This window comes from Streptomyces sp. NPDC054783 (assembly GCF_053611725.1).
Genome location: NZ_JBSHAY010000002.1, coordinates 87,292 through 103,625 on the forward strand (window position 1 = coordinate 87,292; position 16,334 = coordinate 103,625).

17 protein-coding genes and 1 pseudogene are annotated in these 16,334 nt (G+C 71.7%); 10 read left to right on the forward strand and 8 right to left on the reverse strand.

The features are described 5' to 3' along the window. The first annotated feature begins 49 nt into the window (after window positions 1–49). Window positions 50–514, forward strand: coding sequence for a hypothetical protein (locus ACWGJ5_RS04705; RefSeq protein WP_453308346.1), 465 nt, complete (start codon window positions 50–52; stop codon window positions 512–514). A gap of 5 nt (window positions 515–519) precedes the next feature. On the opposite strand, the gene ACWGJ5_RS04710 is transcribed toward ACWGJ5_RS04705, so the two are convergent. The 3 genes from ACWGJ5_RS04710 to ACWGJ5_RS04720 form a co-directional block, all read right to left on the reverse strand. Continuing rightward, window positions 520–1,629 carry an RNA polymerase sigma factor SigF gene (locus ACWGJ5_RS04710; protein WP_453308347.1) on the reverse strand — a complete coding sequence of 370 codons (1,110 nt, stop codon included), beginning with the start codon at window positions 1,627–1,629 and terminating at the stop codon, window positions 520–522. 17 nt (window positions 1,630–1,646) lie between these two features. Next, window positions 1,647–2,063, reverse strand: coding sequence for an ATP-binding protein (locus ACWGJ5_RS04715; RefSeq protein WP_009190566.1), 417 nt, complete (start codon window positions 2,061–2,063; stop codon window positions 1,647–1,649). 343 nt (window positions 2,064–2,406) lie between these two features. Next, entirely contained in the window at window positions 2,407–2,667 is a 261-nt protein-coding gene (locus tag ACWGJ5_RS04720; protein WP_228623440.1) for a UBP-type zinc finger domain-containing protein, read from the reverse strand. Window positions 2,668–2,728: 61 nt separating this feature from the next. Here ACWGJ5_RS04720 and ACWGJ5_RS04725 point away from each other — a divergent pair, with 61 nt between their 5' ends. Beyond that, window positions 2,729–4,324 (forward strand): Na+/H+ antiporter, encoded by a 1,596-nt coding sequence (locus ACWGJ5_RS04725; protein WP_453308348.1) that lies wholly within the window; start codon window positions 2,729–2,731, stop codon window positions 4,322–4,324. 2 nt (window positions 4,325–4,326) lie between these two features. On the opposite strand, the gene ACWGJ5_RS04730 is transcribed toward ACWGJ5_RS04725, so the two are convergent. Beyond that, window positions 4,327–5,220, reverse strand: coding sequence for a 1-aminocyclopropane-1-carboxylate deaminase/D-cysteine desulfhydrase (locus ACWGJ5_RS04730; RefSeq protein WP_453308349.1), 894 nt, complete (start codon window positions 5,218–5,220; stop codon window positions 4,327–4,329). Window positions 5,221–5,683: 463 nt separating this feature from the next. On the opposite strand from ACWGJ5_RS04730, the gene ACWGJ5_RS04735 reads away from it, so the two are divergent. The 5 genes and pseudogenes from ACWGJ5_RS04735 to ACWGJ5_RS04755 all read left to right on the forward strand — a co-directional run bounded on the left by ACWGJ5_RS04735 (window position 5,684) and on the right by ACWGJ5_RS04755 (window position 9,762). After that, window positions 5,684–7,090, forward strand: coding sequence for a family 2B encapsulin nanocompartment shell protein (locus ACWGJ5_RS04735; RefSeq protein WP_385313513.1), 1,407 nt, complete (start codon window positions 5,684–5,686; stop codon window positions 7,088–7,090). A 112-nt stretch (window positions 7,091–7,202) separates the two neighbouring features. Next, a complete protein-coding gene (locus ACWGJ5_RS04740) occupies window positions 7,203–8,426 on the forward strand; it encodes a family 2 encapsulin nanocompartment cargo protein polyprenyl transferase (RefSeq protein ID WP_453308350.1) in 1,224 nt (407 codons plus the stop codon). Window positions 8,427–8,656: 230 nt separating this feature from the next. After that, window positions 8,657–8,872, forward strand: coding sequence for a hypothetical protein (locus ACWGJ5_RS04745; RefSeq protein WP_228623445.1), 216 nt, complete (start codon window positions 8,657–8,659; stop codon window positions 8,870–8,872). A gap of 38 nt (window positions 8,873–8,910) precedes the next feature. After that, a pseudogene (locus tag ACWGJ5_RS04750) lies at window positions 8,911–9,318 on the forward strand (YciI family protein); the annotation flags it as partial. A gap of 111 nt (window positions 9,319–9,429) precedes the next feature. Then, the gene (locus tag ACWGJ5_RS04755) at window positions 9,430–9,762 is read left to right on the forward strand and encodes a DUF952 domain-containing protein (protein ID WP_453308351.1); all 333 of its coding nucleotides are present in this window, start codon (window positions 9,430–9,432) and stop codon (window positions 9,760–9,762) included. A gap of 99 nt (window positions 9,763–9,861) precedes the next feature. On the opposite strand, the gene ACWGJ5_RS04760 is transcribed toward ACWGJ5_RS04755, so the two are convergent. The 3 genes from ACWGJ5_RS04760 to ACWGJ5_RS04770 all read right to left on the reverse strand — a co-directional run bounded on the left by ACWGJ5_RS04760 (window position 9,862) and on the right by ACWGJ5_RS04770 (window position 11,985). Then, window positions 9,862–10,626 carry a VOC family protein gene (locus ACWGJ5_RS04760; protein WP_453308352.1) on the reverse strand — a complete coding sequence of 255 codons (765 nt, stop codon included), beginning with the start codon at window positions 10,624–10,626 and terminating at the stop codon, window positions 9,862–9,864. A 67-nt stretch (window positions 10,627–10,693) separates the two neighbouring features. Then, a complete protein-coding gene (locus tag ACWGJ5_RS04765) occupies window positions 10,694–11,110 on the reverse strand; it encodes a VOC family protein (RefSeq protein ID WP_453308353.1) in 417 nt (138 codons plus the stop codon). Between the two features lie 476 nt (window positions 11,111–11,586). Next, entirely contained in the window at window positions 11,587–11,985 is a 399-nt protein-coding gene (locus ACWGJ5_RS04770) for a helix-turn-helix transcriptional regulator (RefSeq protein ID WP_099055057.1), read from the reverse strand. 150 nt (window positions 11,986–12,135) lie between these two features. On the opposite strand from ACWGJ5_RS04770, the gene ACWGJ5_RS04775 reads away from it, so the two are divergent. Next, complete coding sequence (locus ACWGJ5_RS04775; protein WP_453308354.1) at window positions 12,136–13,290, forward strand: anion permease; 1,155 nt, start codon at window positions 12,136–12,138, stop codon at window positions 13,288–13,290. A 16-nt stretch (window positions 13,291–13,306) separates the two neighbouring features. Then, window positions 13,307–13,561, forward strand: coding sequence for a hypothetical protein (locus ACWGJ5_RS04780; RefSeq protein WP_453308355.1), 255 nt, complete (start codon window positions 13,307–13,309; stop codon window positions 13,559–13,561). A gap of 130 nt (window positions 13,562–13,691) precedes the next feature. On the opposite strand, the gene ACWGJ5_RS04785 is transcribed toward ACWGJ5_RS04780, so the two are convergent. Beyond that, complete coding sequence (locus tag ACWGJ5_RS04785; RefSeq protein ID WP_453308717.1) at window positions 13,692–14,726, reverse strand: LacI family DNA-binding transcriptional regulator; 1,035 nt, start codon at window positions 14,724–14,726, stop codon at window positions 13,692–13,694. 305 nt (window positions 14,727–15,031) lie between these two features. Here ACWGJ5_RS04785 and ACWGJ5_RS04790 point away from each other — a divergent pair, with 305 nt between their 5' ends. Continuing rightward, window positions 15,032–16,330: an ABC transporter substrate-binding protein gene (locus ACWGJ5_RS04790; RefSeq protein ID WP_453308356.1), complete on the forward strand. Its 1,299-nt coding sequence runs from the start codon at window positions 15,032–15,034 to the stop codon at window positions 16,328–16,330. Window positions 16,331–16,334: the final 4 nt, after the last annotated feature.

The window sequence follows — 16,334 nt, forward strand, 5'->3', positions numbered from 1 at the left end:
GAAGCGCACCCGCCCCTGCCCGCACCGGGCCGACGGCTACTCTTCTGGTGTGAGCAGTGAGCAGAACCCCGCCCCCAACCCCGCCGACACCGCCGACACCGCCGAAGCCGGCGCAGCGGGCCGTCCCCGCCGGCTGACCTACGCCGCCGTGCTGGCCGGGCTGGAGGGCCTCGCCCTCGGGGCCGGCGGGCTGTGGGTGCTCGTCCTCGGGCTCACCGGCTCCCCGGACGACCGGCAGCAGGCCGTGACCCTCGGTGTCACCCTCGCCGTGCTCGCACTGCTGCCGCTGCTCGCCGCGCGCGGACTGCTGCTGCGGCGCAGCTGGAGCCGTGGCCCCGCGGTGATCACCCAGATCATGGCGCTGCCGATCGCCTACAACCTGCTCAAGGCCGACAGCATGGCCATCCCGGCCGGCATCGCCCTTGCGGTGGTGGCCGTGGCGGCGCTGATCCTCCTCGTCAACGGCGAGACGACCCGGGCCCTCGGCATCAAGGGACCGGGCCGCGCCGAGTAAGGCCCTTACTCCTCCACGAGGAGCTTCTCCCGCAGCTGGGCCAGCGTGCGGGCCAGCAGCCGGGAGACGTGCATCTGGGAGATGCCGACCTCCTGCGCGATCTGCGACTGGGTCATGTTGCCGAAGAAGCGCAGCAGCAGGATCCGCTTCTCCCGCGGGGGCAGATCCTCCAGCAGCGGCTTGAGGGACTCCCGGTACTCCACGCCCTCCAGCGCCTCGTCCTCCGCGCCGAGGGTGTCGGCGACCGCCGGGGACTCGTCGTCGGTGTCGGGGACGTCCAGGGACAGCGTGGAGTACGCGTTGGCGGACTCCAGGCCCTCCAGGACCTCCTCCTCGGAGATCGCGAGCTTCTCGGCCAGCTCGTGGACCGTGGGGGAGCGGCCGTGCAGCTGGGACAGCTCGGCCGTCGCCGTGGTCAGTGCGAGCCGCAGCTCCTGCAGCCGGCGCGGCACGCGGACCGCCCAGCCCTTGTCGCGGAAGTGCCGCTTGATCTCGCCGACCACGGTCGGGGTGGCGTACGTGGAGAACTCCACGCCGCGCTCCGGGTCGAACCGGTCGACGGACTTGATCAGCCCGATCGTGGCCACCTGGGTGAGGTCGTCCAGCGGCTCGCCGCGGTTGCGGAACCGGCGTGCCAGGTGCTCCACGAGCGGCAGATGCATACGGACCAGCCGATTGCGCAGCTCCGCGTACTCCGGGCTGCCCTGCTTCAGGCCGCGCAGCTCCACGAACATCGCCCGTGCCCCGCTGCGGTCCGCCGGGTCGTGCTGTACGGCCTGCACGGCCTGTACGGCCTGCACGGGCTGCGCGCCCGGTGCGTCGTCCTCGGCGTACCGCTCGTGCTCGCTCATCGTCCCGCCCGTAGCCCTTCCCCGAGCCCTGGCCCCCGCGCGGTGCCCCGCCGTGGGCGCGCCCTGCGCGGGCGCCTCGCCACCGGCCCGCGCGGAGTCGTCCTGCGGGTGCGGTCTGGCCTGCTCGGGGATGCCGTCGATGCCGTCCGCCATGCGCCGGGAACCGTCCTGGGGAGCCTCCCCGGAGAGGTCGCCCGCGCTCGGCCAGGGGGAACCCCCGTCCCCGGCCGGCAGCTCCCGTGTGCCGCGCTCTTCGTCCCGCACCGGACCGTCCCCGTTCCTCACGCCGGGCCGGGGCCCGCGCCGCGCTGTTTGTAGAGGCTGATCGACACGGTCTTGTCCTCGTCCACGGCGGACGAGACCTTGCCCGCGAGGGCCGAGAGCACGGTCCAGGCGAAGGTGTCCCGCGAGGGGGCGTGGCCGTCCGTGGTCGGTGCGGAGACCGTGACCTCCAGCGAGTCGTCGACGAGTCGGAAGACACAGCTGAGCACCGAGCCGGGCACGGCCTGCTGGAGCAGGATCGCGCAGGCCTCGTCCACGGCGATGCGCAGGTCCTCGATCTCGTCCAGGGTGAAGTCCAAGCGGGCCGCGAGTCCGGCCGTGGCCGTCCGCAGCACCGACAGGTAGGCACCCGCGGCCGGCAGCCGGACTTCCACGAAGTCCTGGTTCGCCGCGGGCTCGCCTGCGATCTGGGACACCCTCACCTCCAAGGTGGTACAAGCTTTACGGGGCCGAGGGTCGCCCCCCGGGGTAACGCGGACGCGGTTCCGCGGTGACGCTATCGCGCTCCGAATGTTCCTGTCCCGGGACCCCAACCCCCCTGGCGTCACTCACAGTAAAGCTGTGCATACGCTCCGTGTCTAGAGGGTTTGCGGGCCCAAATGGGAAGAGCGCGCGCCGGGTTGACGTACCCAGACGCCCGACGCTCGAACCGTCGTGCGGTCACCGCCGAATGCAGTGTCACACGAGAACGCGGTCGGGCGGGAATGCGATCACACGGAAAGCCGCTCGGTAGAAGGTCGGAACAGGGTCGGAACGGGGTCAGACGAGTACGTGGTCCACGAAGCACCACCGCCAGTCCTCGCCGGGCTCGAAGGTCCGCATCACCGGGTGACCGGACATCTCGTGGTGCTGCGTCGCGTGCCTGCCGGGCGAGGAGTCGCAGCAGCCGACATGGCCGCAGGTGAGGCACAGCCGCAGCTGCACCGGGTGCGTGCCGTCGCGCAGACACTCGGGGCAGGTCGGACCGAGAGGCTCCGGTTCCGGGAGCGGCAGCGCGTCGGCGTGCGTGCACTGTTTCATGATTGCCAGATTACGACGGTCGTGCGGGTGGCCGCGCGGAAAACGAGGGTGGGCGAGGATCATGGATGTGATGCCGCTGCTGTTGCTGGTGGCGGGCAGCGCGGGGATCGCGGGGGCCGCGCGGCGCACTCCGGTGCCGGCGCCGCTGCTGCTGGTCGCCGTGGGCCTCGCGGTCTCGTACGTCCCGGGCATCCCGCACTACACCCTGGACCCGGAGATCGTCCTGCCCCTGGTGCTGCCCCCGCTCCTGTACAAGGAGGGCACCGAGAGCTCGTACCTCGATCTGCGCGCCCAGATGCGGCCCGTGGGGCTGCTGTCGATCGGATACGTGCTCTTCGCGACCTTCGCCGTCGGCTGGGTCGCCTATCTCGTCGTACCGGGGCTGCCGCTGCCCGCGGCGCTGGTGCTGGGCGCGGTGGTCGCGCCGACGGACGCGGTCGCGGCCGCGGCGATCGCGCGCCGGGTCGGCCTGCCCTCCAGGATCACCACCATCCTCCAGGGCGAGTCCCTGCTCAACGACGCCACCGCGATCACCGCCTACAAGGTGGCCCTCGCCGCGGCCGTCGGCGCGGGCGCGACCTGGGCGGGCGGGTTCGGGGAGTTCCTGCGGGCCGCCATCGGCGGGGTCGTCGTCGGACTGGTGCTCATGGTGCCGATCCACTGGCTGCGCACACACCTGACGGAGGCCCTTCTCCAGAACACCCTCTCCCTGCTGATCCCGTTCGTCGCCTACGGCGTCGCCGAGCAGTTCCACGGCTCCGGCGTCCTCGCGGTCGTCGTGGTCGCGGTCTATCTCGGGCACCACGCGTGGGAGGTCGACTTCGCCACCCGGCTCCAGGAGGACGCGGTCTGGCGGATGGTCGCCTTCTTGCTGGAATCGGCGGTCTTCGCGCTGATCGGCCTGCAGCTGCCCACCGTCCTCAAGGGGCTGGCCGCGTACCACGGGGCCGACGCGGCCTGGTACGCGATCGCGGTCTTCCTCGTGGTCGTCGCGGCCCGCTTCGTCTGGGTGTACCCGGCCACCTTCGTGCCCCGCCTGCTCTTCCGGCGCATCCGCGAACGCGAGGACAACCCGACCTGGCGGGCGCCGATCGTCACGTCGTGGGCCGCCATGCGCGGTGTGGTGTCCCTGGCCATCGCCTTCTCGATCCCGCTCAAGGTGCACGGCGGCGCCCCCTTCCCGCAGCGGAACCTGATCCTCTTCCTGACCTTCAGCACGGTCATCGGCACCCTCGTGGTGCAGGGTCTGACCCTCGCGCCGCTGATCCGCCTGATGAGGTTCCCCGGCCGCGACCCGCAGGCCGAGACCCTCGCCGAGGCCAACGCCCAGGCCCAGGCCTCCCGCGCCGCCGAGAGCCGCCTCGACGACCTCCTCGCCGACGACCGCAACGCCCTGCCACCACCGCTCGCCGACCGCCTGCGCACGGTCCTGGAACGCCGCCGCAACGCCGTCTGGGAACGCCTCGGCCAGACCAACCCCGTCACCGGCGAATCGGTGGACGACACCTACCGGCGTCTCTCCCGCGAGATGATCAGCGCCGAACGCGAGGTCTTCGTCAGGCTCCGCGACCACCGCTACATCGACGACGAGATGCTGCGCGCGCTGCTCAGACGCCTGGACCTGGAGGAGGCGGCGGCCTACCGGGAGGCGAGTTAGCCCTACGGGAAGGGCCGCCCGGTGACGACGGCCGCGATCGCCGTGCCGCGCGTGAAGGCGCCCTCTGCCGCGAGGGCGACAAGTCCGTAGAGCAGCTTGGCGACATAGAGACGTTCTACGGGCAGCCCGTGGCGGTCCTCGAAGTCCTCGGCGAACGCGTGCAGTTCGGGTGTCGTACGGGCGTAACCGCCGAAGTGGAAACGCTCGTCGAGGGACCAGGAGCCGGTACGGCCGCCGAAGGCACGTTCCTGCAGTGCCTGTATGCCGTCTTCCAGGAAGCCGCCCCTGAGGACCGGCACGCCGAGCGCCCGCTGCCCCGGGGCCAGACCAGCGGCCAGCCCGGCGAGCGTGCCGCCGGTGCCGCAGGCTACCGCGACGACGTCGGCGTGGCCGCGCAGCTCCTGGCCGAGGGCCCGGCAGCCGCGTACGGCCGCGCTGTTGCTGCCGCCCTCGGGCACGACGTACGCCTCCTCGGCGCCGGCCGCGCGCAGGACGGCGCCCAGCGTCTCCGGCTCGTTCTTCTGCCGGTACGTCGATCTGTCGACGAAGTGCAGCCGCATGCCGTCCGCCGCGCACCGGGCCAGGGAGGGGTTGAGCGGGCGGTCGGCCAGCTCGTCGCCGCGGACCACGCCGGTGGTCGGCAGCCCGAGGATGCGGCCCGCGGCGGCGGTGGCCCGCAGGTGGTTGGAGTAGGCCCCGCCGAAGGTCACCAGCGGCCGCCCCGCCGCCGCCTCGATGTTCGGCACCAGCTTGCGCCACTTGTTGCCCACGAGGTCGGGGTGGATCAGGTCGTCGCGCTTGAGGAGGAGCCGGAGTCCGTGCTTTTCGAACCGCTCGTCCCCGACCTCTTGGAGGGGGGAGGGGAGTCGGGAGGTGAGGGCGGTCCGGCTGGTCACTGCTTCATTGTCGCCCGGGTGGGGGCGGGAACCGTGCGACCGGCCACGACGCACGCGCACCCGGAGCCGGTCCACACTCCCACGGCACTGGCCCTTCAACCGCTCCGCCACCCGATCCCGTAGCCACCCCATCCCCGACCCCCATTACCGTCTTCTTGGCCCCGCAACGGGGTTCCCGGCCTCCGGGCCCGGCATGCCACGTCCTCGTCGCCGAGCCGGGCGTGGTCGGCGCGCCCGTAGCCGGCCAGGTGGACCGTGCCGTCCGGTGCACCGACGCCGGCCGCCGGCAGCAGAGGCACTGCACGGGATCCCTCGTCGAGATCCCTCTTTGTGCCCAGTAGTCCGATGATCCATTCCCGCTCTTTCGGGTAATGGTGTGACCACGCACCGTGATGGAAGGCTCGGTGCCGAGACCGGCGCCCCCTGCGATTCGGTGCCGGGCATACCTGGGAGGCAATTCTCTATGTCGGTAGGCGAAGAGGTCCGCACGGAACAGGGCAAGCCGCAGCAGTCCCTCGGGACCGCGGCCGCGCGGAACCTGGCCACCACCACCAAGTCCGTTCCTCAGATGCAGGAGATCAGCTCCCGCTGGCTGCTGCGCACACTCCCGTGGGTCGACGTACAGGGCGGTACATACCGCGTGAACAGGCGGCTGACGTACTCCGTCGGCGACGGCCGCATCACCTTCGTGAAGACCGGGGACCAGGTCGAGGTCATCCCGGCCGAACTCGGCGAGCTGCCGGCCCTGCGCTCGTACGAGGACGAGGAGGTGCTGACGGAACTCGCCCGGCGCTGCCGCCAGCGCGACTTCGCGCCGGGCGAGGTGATCGCCGACTTCGGCAACCAGACGGGCGAGGTCTACCTGCTGGCGCACGGCAGGGTCGAGAAGATCGGCTCCGGCCCCTACGGCGACGACGCCGTCCTCGGCGTCCTCGCCGACGGCGCCTACTTCGGCGACCAGGCGCTGCTGGACCCGGACGCCATCTGGGAGTACACCGTCCGCGCCGACACCGCGACCACCGTGCTGATCCTCAGCCGTCAGGACTTCCAGCAGGTCGCCGAGCGCTCGGACAGCCTGCGCGACCACCTCGAGCAGCTGCGCTCGCTGCCGGAGCAGCGGACCAACAAGTACGGCGAGAAGGAGGTCGAGCTGGCGGCCGGCCACTCCGGCGAGCCCGACATCCCGCACACCTTCGTGGACTACGAGGCGCGGCCCCGTGAGTACGAGCTGAGCATCGCCCAGACCGTGCTGCGCATCCACACGCGCGTGGCCGACCTCTACAACCAGCCGATGAACCAGACCGAGCAGCAGCTGCGGCTCACGGTCGAGGCGCTCAAGGAGCGTCAGGAGCACGAGCTGATCAACAACCGCGACTTCGGTCTGCTCAACAACTGCGAGTACGACCAGCGGATCCAGCCGCACGACGGCGTGCCCGGACCGGACGACATGGACGAGCTGCTCAGCCGCCGGCGCAGCACCAAGCTGTTCCTGGCCCACCCGCGCGCGATCGCCGCGTTCGGGCGCGAGCTGAACAAGCGCGGACTGGTCCCGGAGACCGTCGAGATCGGCGGCAACCGCATCCCGACCTGGCGCGGAGTGCCGATCTACCCGTGCGCCAAGATCCCGGTCACCCCGGAGCGCACGACGTCGATCATCGCGATGCGCACGGGTGAGCAGGACCAGGGTGTCATCGGCCTGCGGCAGTCGGGCATCCCGGACGAGATCGAGCCGAGCCTGTCCGTGCGGTTCATGGGCATCAACGAACAGGCCATCATCAAGTACCTGGTGACGGCCTACTACTCGGCCGCCGTCCTGGTGCCCGACGCGCTCGGCGTGCTGGAGAACGTCGAGATCGGCCGGTGGAGGTGACGTTTCCGCACTTCGCGGCCGTGTCCCCGCCCTCCGGGGAGGGTAGACCCTCGGAATATGCGTCCGGCCGGGCCGGCGACGCCGGTGTCCGCGGACCTGGCGAGGGGGAGACATGGCCGAGTTCATGACGGAGACCGAACAGCGTCCCCCCGCCGTGCCGCACCCCGGCACGACGGGGGAACGGCGGGGGAGGACCGGCGACAGCGGTTCCGGTCCGCTCGACGGGCATGCCGAGGGACAACCCGAAAAACATGCCGAGGAACTTCGCGAAGGACCTCCCGAGGAACATCCCGAGGGGCAGCTCGACCAGCATGAGGCGGCGGCGCTGCTGGAGCGCACCCGGGCCGTCGTCGACCCGGAGCTGCGGGCGGCCCTGGAGTCGCTGCCCGCCCCCATGCGCCGGGTCGCGCTCCACCACTTCGGCTGGCAGCACGCGGACGGCACCCCGGCAACCGGCAACGCCGGCAAGGCGATACGGCCCGCGCTCGTCCTGGCGGCGGCCGCGGCCCTCGGCGGCACGGCGGCCCGTACGGCGGCGGTCCGGGCGGCTGTCGCGGTCGAACTGGTCCACAACTTCACGCTGTTGCACGACGACGTGATGGACCGGGACACCTCCCGCCGGCACCGGCCCACGGCCTGGACCGTGTTCGGCGACGCCGACGCGATCCTCGCCGGTGACGCCCTCCAGGCGCTGGCCCTGCGGCTGCTCGCCGAGGATCCGCACCCGGCCGCCGGTCCGGCCGCGGTCCGGCTCGCGGACTGTGTCGTGGAGCTGTGCGCCGGCCAGCACACCGACACGGACATGGAGCGCCGCGCCCCGGACGAGGTCACCCTCGACGAGGTGCTCGCCATGGCCGAGGCGAAGACCGGCGCGCTGCTGGGCTGCGCCTGCGCCCTGGGGGCGCTGTACGCGGGCGCCGGCCAGGAGGAGGTGTCGGCGCTGGACGGCTTCGGCCGCCAGGCCGGGCTCGCCTTCCAGCTGATCGACGACGTCATCGGGATATGGGGTGACCCACGGCGCACCGGGAAGCCGGCCGGTGCCGATCTCGCCGCCCGCAAGAAGTCGCTGCCCGTGGTGGCGGCCCTGTCCTCCGGAACCGAGGCCGCGGCAGAACTCGCCGAGCTGTACGGGAAGCCGTACGTCTCCGGTGACGAGGAGGGCATCGCGCGTACGGCGCTGGCCGTGGAGCGGGCCGGCGGCCGGGACTGGGCGCAGGCCGAGGCGGCCGACCGGATGGCCCGCGCCGTGCAGGAGCTGTCCCGCGCCGTCCCCGTCCCCGAGGCGGCGGGTGGTCTGCTGGCGCTTGCCGAGTTCGTGACCCGGCGCAGGAGCTGAGGTCTGCCGGCCCCGGCAGCCGAGAGGAACCCGGGGCCCCGGGGCGGTGCGGCTCCTGACCCCGCACGGTTTTCGGGGCTCCGGCCTGGCGGCCCCCGCGTATCCCCACGGTGCGCGGGGCCCGCTGCTTCTCCGAGCCTGCGCAGGCGCGTGACGAGCCGTGGGGGCGATCGCCGTCACGCTCCGTACCGCAGGAAGCGCCGGCCCCCCGCCCGCCCTACCCTGAGGACATGGCCAGCGAGGACCACGTCTGTCCCGTCTGCGGACAGCCCGTCGAGACGGTCGTCGGACGGCGCAAGACGCTGGGCGCCTGGGTACCGGTGTGGGGCCCCGGCCCCTGCCGCAACCCCGACTGCCCGGCCTACGGGGAGCCTGCCGAGCCGGCGGCTCCGGCCGAGGGGACCGAGCAGCCGCGCCCCGGTGAATCCGAGGCCGAGAAATCCTGAGCCGTGCCGAGGAGGTCTTGAGCCGAGGGAGCGGACCAGTGAGGTACCTGGTGATGGTGCAGGGCACGCAGGCGGAGTACGACGCGATGGCCGGCAAGTCCACCCGGCACGCCCCGGCCTGGACCGAGGTGCAGCTCAAGGCCATGTACCTGTACATGGGCGCCATCAGCGACGGCCTCGCCGAGTCCGGCGAACTCGTGGAGGCCCAAGGCCTGGCCGAACCCGCCCGCACCCGGCTGGTCGCGCGCGGCAAGGACGGCGAGACCGTGATCACCGACGACCCGTACGGCGAGACCGAGGCGCTGATGGCCGGTTACTGGGTGGTGGACTGCGCGAGCCTGGACCGGGTCACCGAGATAGCCGAACGCGTGACCCGCTGCCCCGGCCCGGAGGGCCTGATCGACTACCCCGTGGTGATCCGGCCCCTCATGGACGGCGCCGACGACACCGGCGCCGGACGGACGACATCGGTGCCGGACAGGACATCGGCGCCGAAGACGGCGCCGGTGCCGGACGGGGCGACGCGCGCGGCCGGGCCGGGACCGTAGCGTGGCCGCATGCCGAAACTTCCGAACATCGTCCACATCACCGAGCGCTCCCTGTGGGAGGCGGCGCGCGAGCGCGGCACCTATGAGGTGTCGACCCGTGGCCGCACCCTCCAGGAGGAGGGCTTCATCCACTTCTCCACCCGCGAACAGCTCCCGCGCATCGCCGAGTTCCTCTACGGCGACTACGACGGCCCGGACGAGCTGGTAGTGCTGGTCGTGGACCCTGCCCTGGTCGGCGCGCCGGTGAAGTACGAGGCCATGGAGCCCGGCGGGGAGGAGTTCCCGCACGTGTACGGGCCGGTGCCGGCCGACGCCGTGGTGGACGTCGAGCCCTGGGGGTGACCGGGCAGGGGGAACGGAACGCCTAGCCGCCGGTGGCTGTGGGCGGTGACGGTCCGGGCGCTCGCCGTGGCCGTGGCCGGCACACCGGGTCGTGTGCCTCTACGCGACGACGGCTCGCCGACCGCCGCCCGGCAGACCGCCCGTCTCAGGGTCGCGGCCGGTCAGGCAGTAGACGCCGCCCGCCGGATCGCGCATCACGGTCCAGTGCGGACCCTCGTTCACCGAGGCGGCGCCGTGCTTCTCGTGCCGGGCGCGGACGGCGGCGATGTCCGCGCAGGCGAGGTCGAGATGGGCGGAGGCGGGGCGTTCGTCGTCGAGTCGCTGGAGCAGGATCCGGACGGGCAGCCCCGCCGGCGGCCTCAGCACCTCGAACTCGGGCCGCGATCCCGTGAGCCGCTGCCAGCCGGTGAGCCCGGCCCAGAACGCGGACTCGGCGGCGTACGCCGACGGCGGGATGTCGAGGCACACCTGGTCGAGCCTGCTGCCGGCCACCACCGGCGGCCGTACCGTCTCCCCGTGCCAGGGCACGGCACAGAACAACTGGCCCGCCGGGGAGCGCAGGACGGCCCAGCCGCCGTGGTCCGCCACCAGCTCCGCACCGAGTTCCAGGGCCGCCGAGGTCAGCTCCCGTACGTCCTCGGCACAGAGGTCGAGGTGGGCGCCGCCGCAGCCCTCGGTGACGCCCTGGAGCTTCACGCACGCGTCCGTACCGGCCGCGCCCTCGGGCAGCAGGGTCATGAACTCGCCCCGCTCACCACGGGGCGGGGACGACCGGGTGCCGGTGACGGCCGTCCAGAAGGCGCGCGCCTCGGGCAGCCGGGCGGCGGGCCGGTCGGCGAAGGCGTACGTCCAGCGAATGATCACGTGGGGAGTGTAGGCGTGAACTCCCCGTCGGAGCCGGGAAATTCACGCTGGTGGGGCGGCAGGCCGGTCACCCCGCGGACCGCTGGAGGAAGCGCAGTTGGTTGCCCGCCGGGTCCCGGAAGGCGCAGTCGCGCACCCCGTACGGCTGGTCCGTCGGCTCCTGCAGCACATCGGCGCCGGACTCACGCACCCGCTCGTACAGGGCGTCGCAGTCCTCGGTCGTGAAGATGACACCCCTGAGCATGCCCTTGGCGAGCAGCTCGGCGAGCGCCTGCCGGTCGGCGGGCGAGGCGTCCGGGTTCGCGCCGGGCGGCTCCAGCACGATCTCGACGTCCGGCTGCAGCGGCGAGCCCAGCGTCACCCAGCGCATGCCCTCGAAGCCCACGTCGTTGCGGACCTCCAGGCCGAGCACGTCACGGTAGAAGGCGAGCGCCTTGTCATGGTCGTCGACCGCGATGAAGCACTGCTTGAGTTTCACGTCCATGGGCTCACGCTAGGCCCATCCGGGCGCAGCCGCGCGCGAGCCGACAAGGCCGCCGGGCACCGGGGGAGGGAGGAAGGCCGACGGCACGGGCGGCCGGTGGGAGTTGTGGGTGCGAAAGGGTCGGTGAGGGCGGCGGTGCGGCGCTGCGGGCGATGGCGCGGGCGGTGCGAAGAGGTTGAGGGTGATGGCCCGGGGCGGGGCGAACGGGGCGGTGAGGGCCGTGACCGCGGGGGCGTGGGGAGGCTGAGGTCAGCCATGCGTGCGGGTCGGCGTGGGCAGCGGGGCGGAGCGGAGGCGCTGAGCGCGGTGGTGCGGGCCGGGCCGAGGCGATGCGGGCGACGCCGAAGCGTTGAGGGCGGTGGTGCGGGCGGCGCTGAGCGGCGGTGGTGCGGGTCGGGTCGTGAGGCCGGTGGTGTGGAAGGGGACGTCGGGGGCCGGTCTCGCAGGAGCGGCCGGCGGAGGACAGCGCGAGCGGCTCAGTACGGTCTGCGGCGAGGGCGGGTGAACGTGCGGGCCACGCAGGACGGGATCACCGCGCTCTCCTCGTGGTCGCGGGCCCGGTACGCGCTCGGCGTCTCCCCGACCAGCTCGGTGAAGCGGGAGCTGAAGGAGCCGAGCGAGGTACAGCCCACGGCGAGGCACACCTCGGTCACGGTGAGGTCGCCCCGGCGCAGCAGCGCCTTGGCCCGCTCGATCCTGCGGGTCATGAGATAGCTGTACGGCGTCTCGCCGAAGGCCTTGCGGAAGCTGCGCTGGAAGTGCCCCGGCGACATGTGGGCGCCCCTGGCCAGCTCGGTCATGTCGAGCGGCTCGGCGTACTCACGGTCCATGCGGTCCCGTACGCGCCGCAGCCGTCTGAGGTCCTCCAGGGTCACGTCCACAGCTTGGCACAGGGCACTGACACCGGGAGAACACCGGGAGATGCAACGGTTTCGCACAGGACCGCACAACAGGCTTCCCCATATTCGACACGCCGTTCGCCTTCAGTTCTCCGCGCATTGGCCCGCCCTTGCTTGCCTTGGGGAATGGACCACATCACGTTCCTCGTGGCGGTCGTCATCGTCACGGCACTGGCGTTCGACTTCACGAACGGGTTCCACGACACCGCGAACGCGATGGCGACCTCCATCGCCACCGGCGCGCTCAAGCCGCGCGTCGCGGTTCTGGTCAGCGGGATCCTCAACATCGTCGGGGCCTTTCTGTCCACCGAGGTGGCCAAGACGATCTCCGGCGGGATCGTGGACGACACCCTGGTCAGCCCAGCGATGATCTTCGCGGGGCTGGTCGGTGCGATCCTGTGGAACCTGGTGACCTGGCTGGCCGGACTGCCCTCCAGTTCCTCCCACGCCCTCTTCGGCGGGCTGATCGGCGCGGTCTGGGTCGGCGCGGGCTCCCACGGCGTGCACTTCGACAAGGTCGTCGACAAGGTGCTGATCCCGGCCGTGGTCTCCCCGGTGGTGGCCGGACTGGCTGCCCTGCTCGCCACCTACCTCGCCTACAAGCTCTCCGCCCGCGCCCGACAGGACTCGGTGACCAAGGGATTCCGCCTCGGCCAGATCGCCTCCGCCTCCCTGGTCTCCCTCGCTCACGGCACCAACGACGCGCAGAAGACCATGGGCGTCATCACGCTGACCCTGATCTCGGCGGGCGCGCTCGGCCACGACGCCGGCCCGCCGGTGTGGGTGATCGGCGCGGCCGGCCTCGCCATCGGCCTCGGCACCTACCTGGGCGGCTGGCGGATCATCCGCACCATGGGCAAGGGCCTGACAGAGATCCAGTCGCCGCAGGGCTTCGCCGCCGAGACGGCCTCCACGACGGTGATCCTCACCTCCGCCCACCTCGGTTTCGCGCTGTCCACCACGCAGGTGGCCTCCGGCAGCATCCTCGGCGCCGGTCTCGGCCGCCGGCTCGCCGAGGTCCGCTGGGGCGTGGCCGGTCGTATGGTGCTGGCCTGGCTGATCACCCTGCCCGCCGCCGCGCTGGTCGGCGGCCTCGCGGCGAGCGTGGTCAAGCACGGCGGCAATCTCGGTACGGCGGTCATCGCCCTGGTCGCCCTGGCCCTCGCCGTCGTCATCGTCGCCGCGTCCCGCCGCAATCCGGTGCGCGCCGGCAACGTCAACGACCACCACGAGGTCACCCTCCGCACCCCGGCCCCGACGAACGTCGGCACGGCCGCCTGAACCTCCGGGAGCCCCCATGCATGTCGACTGGTCCGCCCTCGGCAAGGTCGCCGCGGTCAGCCTCGGTGTCACGGTCGCCGTGGTCGTCGTCTTCACCTTCGGCGTCCTGGGCCTGTCCCGCGCCGAAGCCGACGGCGCAGAAACCGACGGCGCCGAAGCCGGCCGCTCCGCAGCCGCCACCGTGGGTCGGCTCCAGGCCGCCCTGTGCTTCCTCGCCTGCGCGGCGGTGGTGGCGTACGGGATCTATCTGATCGTGCCGCAGTTCCACTGACGGACACGCAAGCAACGGCCACGCGAGTAACAGCCACGCAAGCAACAGCAGGGGCCCGGTCGAGGGGAAACCGACCGGGCCCTTTTTGCCGTGGTGTTCGGAGCCTCGCGCGTCTGCGGCGCTCGCGGCCTCAGGCGCGCGAAGACCCGCCGTCGGTCTCCCGCTCGCTTTGGAGAAGGGGTGCGGTGGTGGCCCGCGGGATCAGATGGGTGGGCAGCACGATGTGCTGCTTGTGGTCCGACTCGGAGTCGTTGATCAGCTTCAGGGCCAGCCGGCCGGCCTCGCGTCCGATGTCCGAGGGTGACTGGGCGATGGTGGACAGGTCGAACCAGTCGGCCACCGGCTGGTCGTCGAAGCCCAGGACGGACATCTGCTCGGGTACCTCGATCCGGGTCCGGCGCAGCGTCCGGATGACGGCGACGGCGACCTCGTCCTGTTCGGCGAAGACGGCGGTGGGCGGCTCGCGGAGGCTCAGCAGCCTGCCGAGCGCTTCGGTGGTGGCGCGTTTGTCGCCGACCGGCAGGGCGGCCACCAGGTCGTCGTCGAGCGTGCTGCCCGCTTCGGTGAGCGCCTGCTGGTAGCCGAGCAGCCGCTCGTTGGAGCTGAAGGAGAAGCCGCTCGCGCCCACCGTCTTGATGAAGGCGATCCGGCGGTGGCCGAGGTTGAGCAGGTGCCGGGTGCCGTGCAGGGCGCCGGCCACGTCGTCGACGTACACGCTGGGGCGGCCGTCGACGTGCTGGCTGACGTAGATGACCGGCATGCCGAGGTTGTCCAGTCGGTCGGTCTCCTCCTCGGTGAGGTCGAAGGAGAAGACGAGCAGCGCGTCGGCGTTCCGGCGGGCGGGCAGCCGGTCGAAGAACGAGGTGCGCTCGGCGAGATCGGGGACCACATAGACGGTCAGCTCCATGCCCGCCGCCCGCAGCAGCGGGCCCAGGCTGGAGAGGGCCGCGCCCATGAACCAGGCGTTGAGTGTGGGGACGAGCACGGCCACGGTGCCCGTCTTCCCCGTGACAAGGCTTGCGGCCTGACGCGAGACGGCGAAGTTCAGTTCGCGGGCGGCCTGTTCGACGCGGGCGCGCACCTCCGGCGAGACGGTGCTCAGGCCGCGCAGGGTCCGCGAGACGGTGGAGGCGGATACCCCGGCCCGTTCGGCGACGTCAGCCATCGTGGGGTGTCGCTGAGCTGGTGGCATGTGCCGGACGGTAGCACAGGAAACCCCGCGTCCCGCCCTGGTGTGACAGCGCTTTCACGACTCTGATGCCCCGCCTTCCTCTCATTACCCAGAAGTAACGCATTGACTTCCGCTTACCCCGCTCCTAGCGTGCAAGCGTTGTCTCGACCGGGTCAAAGCCGTTCCTCGGACGCTCGCTGCAGCCGCTTTGACCTGTGTGTTTGATCAAGAAGTTGCTTTGACAACGCAGTCTCACAACAGAGTCGCCTTCGGTTCCGCACGACCAGGAGAGACAGACAGTGAAGACCAGAACAGCCAGAGCCCTTCGGTGCTCGGCCGCGCTCGCCGCCGCCGGACTCCTCCTAGCCGCCTGCGGCTCGTCCGACGACGGCGGCTCCGCCGGGCAGTCCGGGACCACGTCGTTCACCGGCCGCGGTCCCATCACCTACGTGGCCGGAAAGGACACCACCGGCGCCGTACAGCCGGTCCTCGACCGCTGGAACAAGCTGCACCCGAAGGAGAAGGTCACCTTCATCCAGCTGCCGACGGACGCGGACGCGCAGCGCCAGCAGATGATCCAGAACGCGGAGACGAAGTCCGACGCCTATACGGTGCTCTCCCTGGACGCCGTGTGGACGTCGGAGTTCGCCGCGCACCAGTGGATCGACCGGCTGCCCGAACAGCGGTTCCCGCTGGGGAAGATGCTGAAGCCGGTGGTGGAGACGGCGAGGTACCGCGGCGGACTGTATGCGGCCCCGGCCAGCTCGGACGGCGGCCTGCTGTACTACCGCACCGACCTGCTGAAGCAGGCCGGCGTCACCCAACCCCCGGCCACCTGGGCCGAGTTGAAGGCCGACTGCGCCAAGGTGAGGAAGCTGCCCGCGGCCAGGGGCATGTCCTGCTACGCCGGGCAGTTCCAGAAGTACGAGGGCCTCACGGTGAACTTCTCCGAGGCCGTGAACTCCGCGGGCGGTGTCGTGACCGACGCCGACGGCAGGCCCGATGTGGACACCCCCGCGGCGAAGAAGGGACTCGACTTCCTCGCCGGCTCCTTCCGGGACGGGACGATCCCCAAGGAGGCCATCACCTACCAGGAGGAGGACGGCCGCCAGGCGTTCCAGGCCGGCAAGCTGGTCTTCCTTCGCAACTGGCCGTACATGTACGCGCTCGCCGGCAAGAGCAAGCTGGCCGGCAAGTACGCCGTCGCGCCGCTGCCCGGCCTGAACGGTCCCGGCTCCTCCAGCCTGGGCGGCCACAACCTGGCCCTGTCGTCCTTCGCGAAGAACAAGGCGACGGCACTGGACTTCATGAAGTTCTTCAGCGGCGAGGACACCGCGCGGACCTTCCTGGAGAAGGCCTCCCTCGCCCCGCCGTACACCGGCCTGTACGACGACACGTCACTGGCCCGGCAGTACCCGTACCTCCCGGTCCTCAAGCAGTCGATCCTGCGCGCCGTACCGCGCCCGCGGGTGGTGAGCTACGGCGATGTGACCTCGGCCGTCCAGCAGGAGGCGTACGCGGCGCTGACCGGCACCAAGAGCAGCGCACAGGCGCTGAAGGACCTGCAGCGGGAGCTGCAGAAGTCCACGGCGCAGTGAGGAG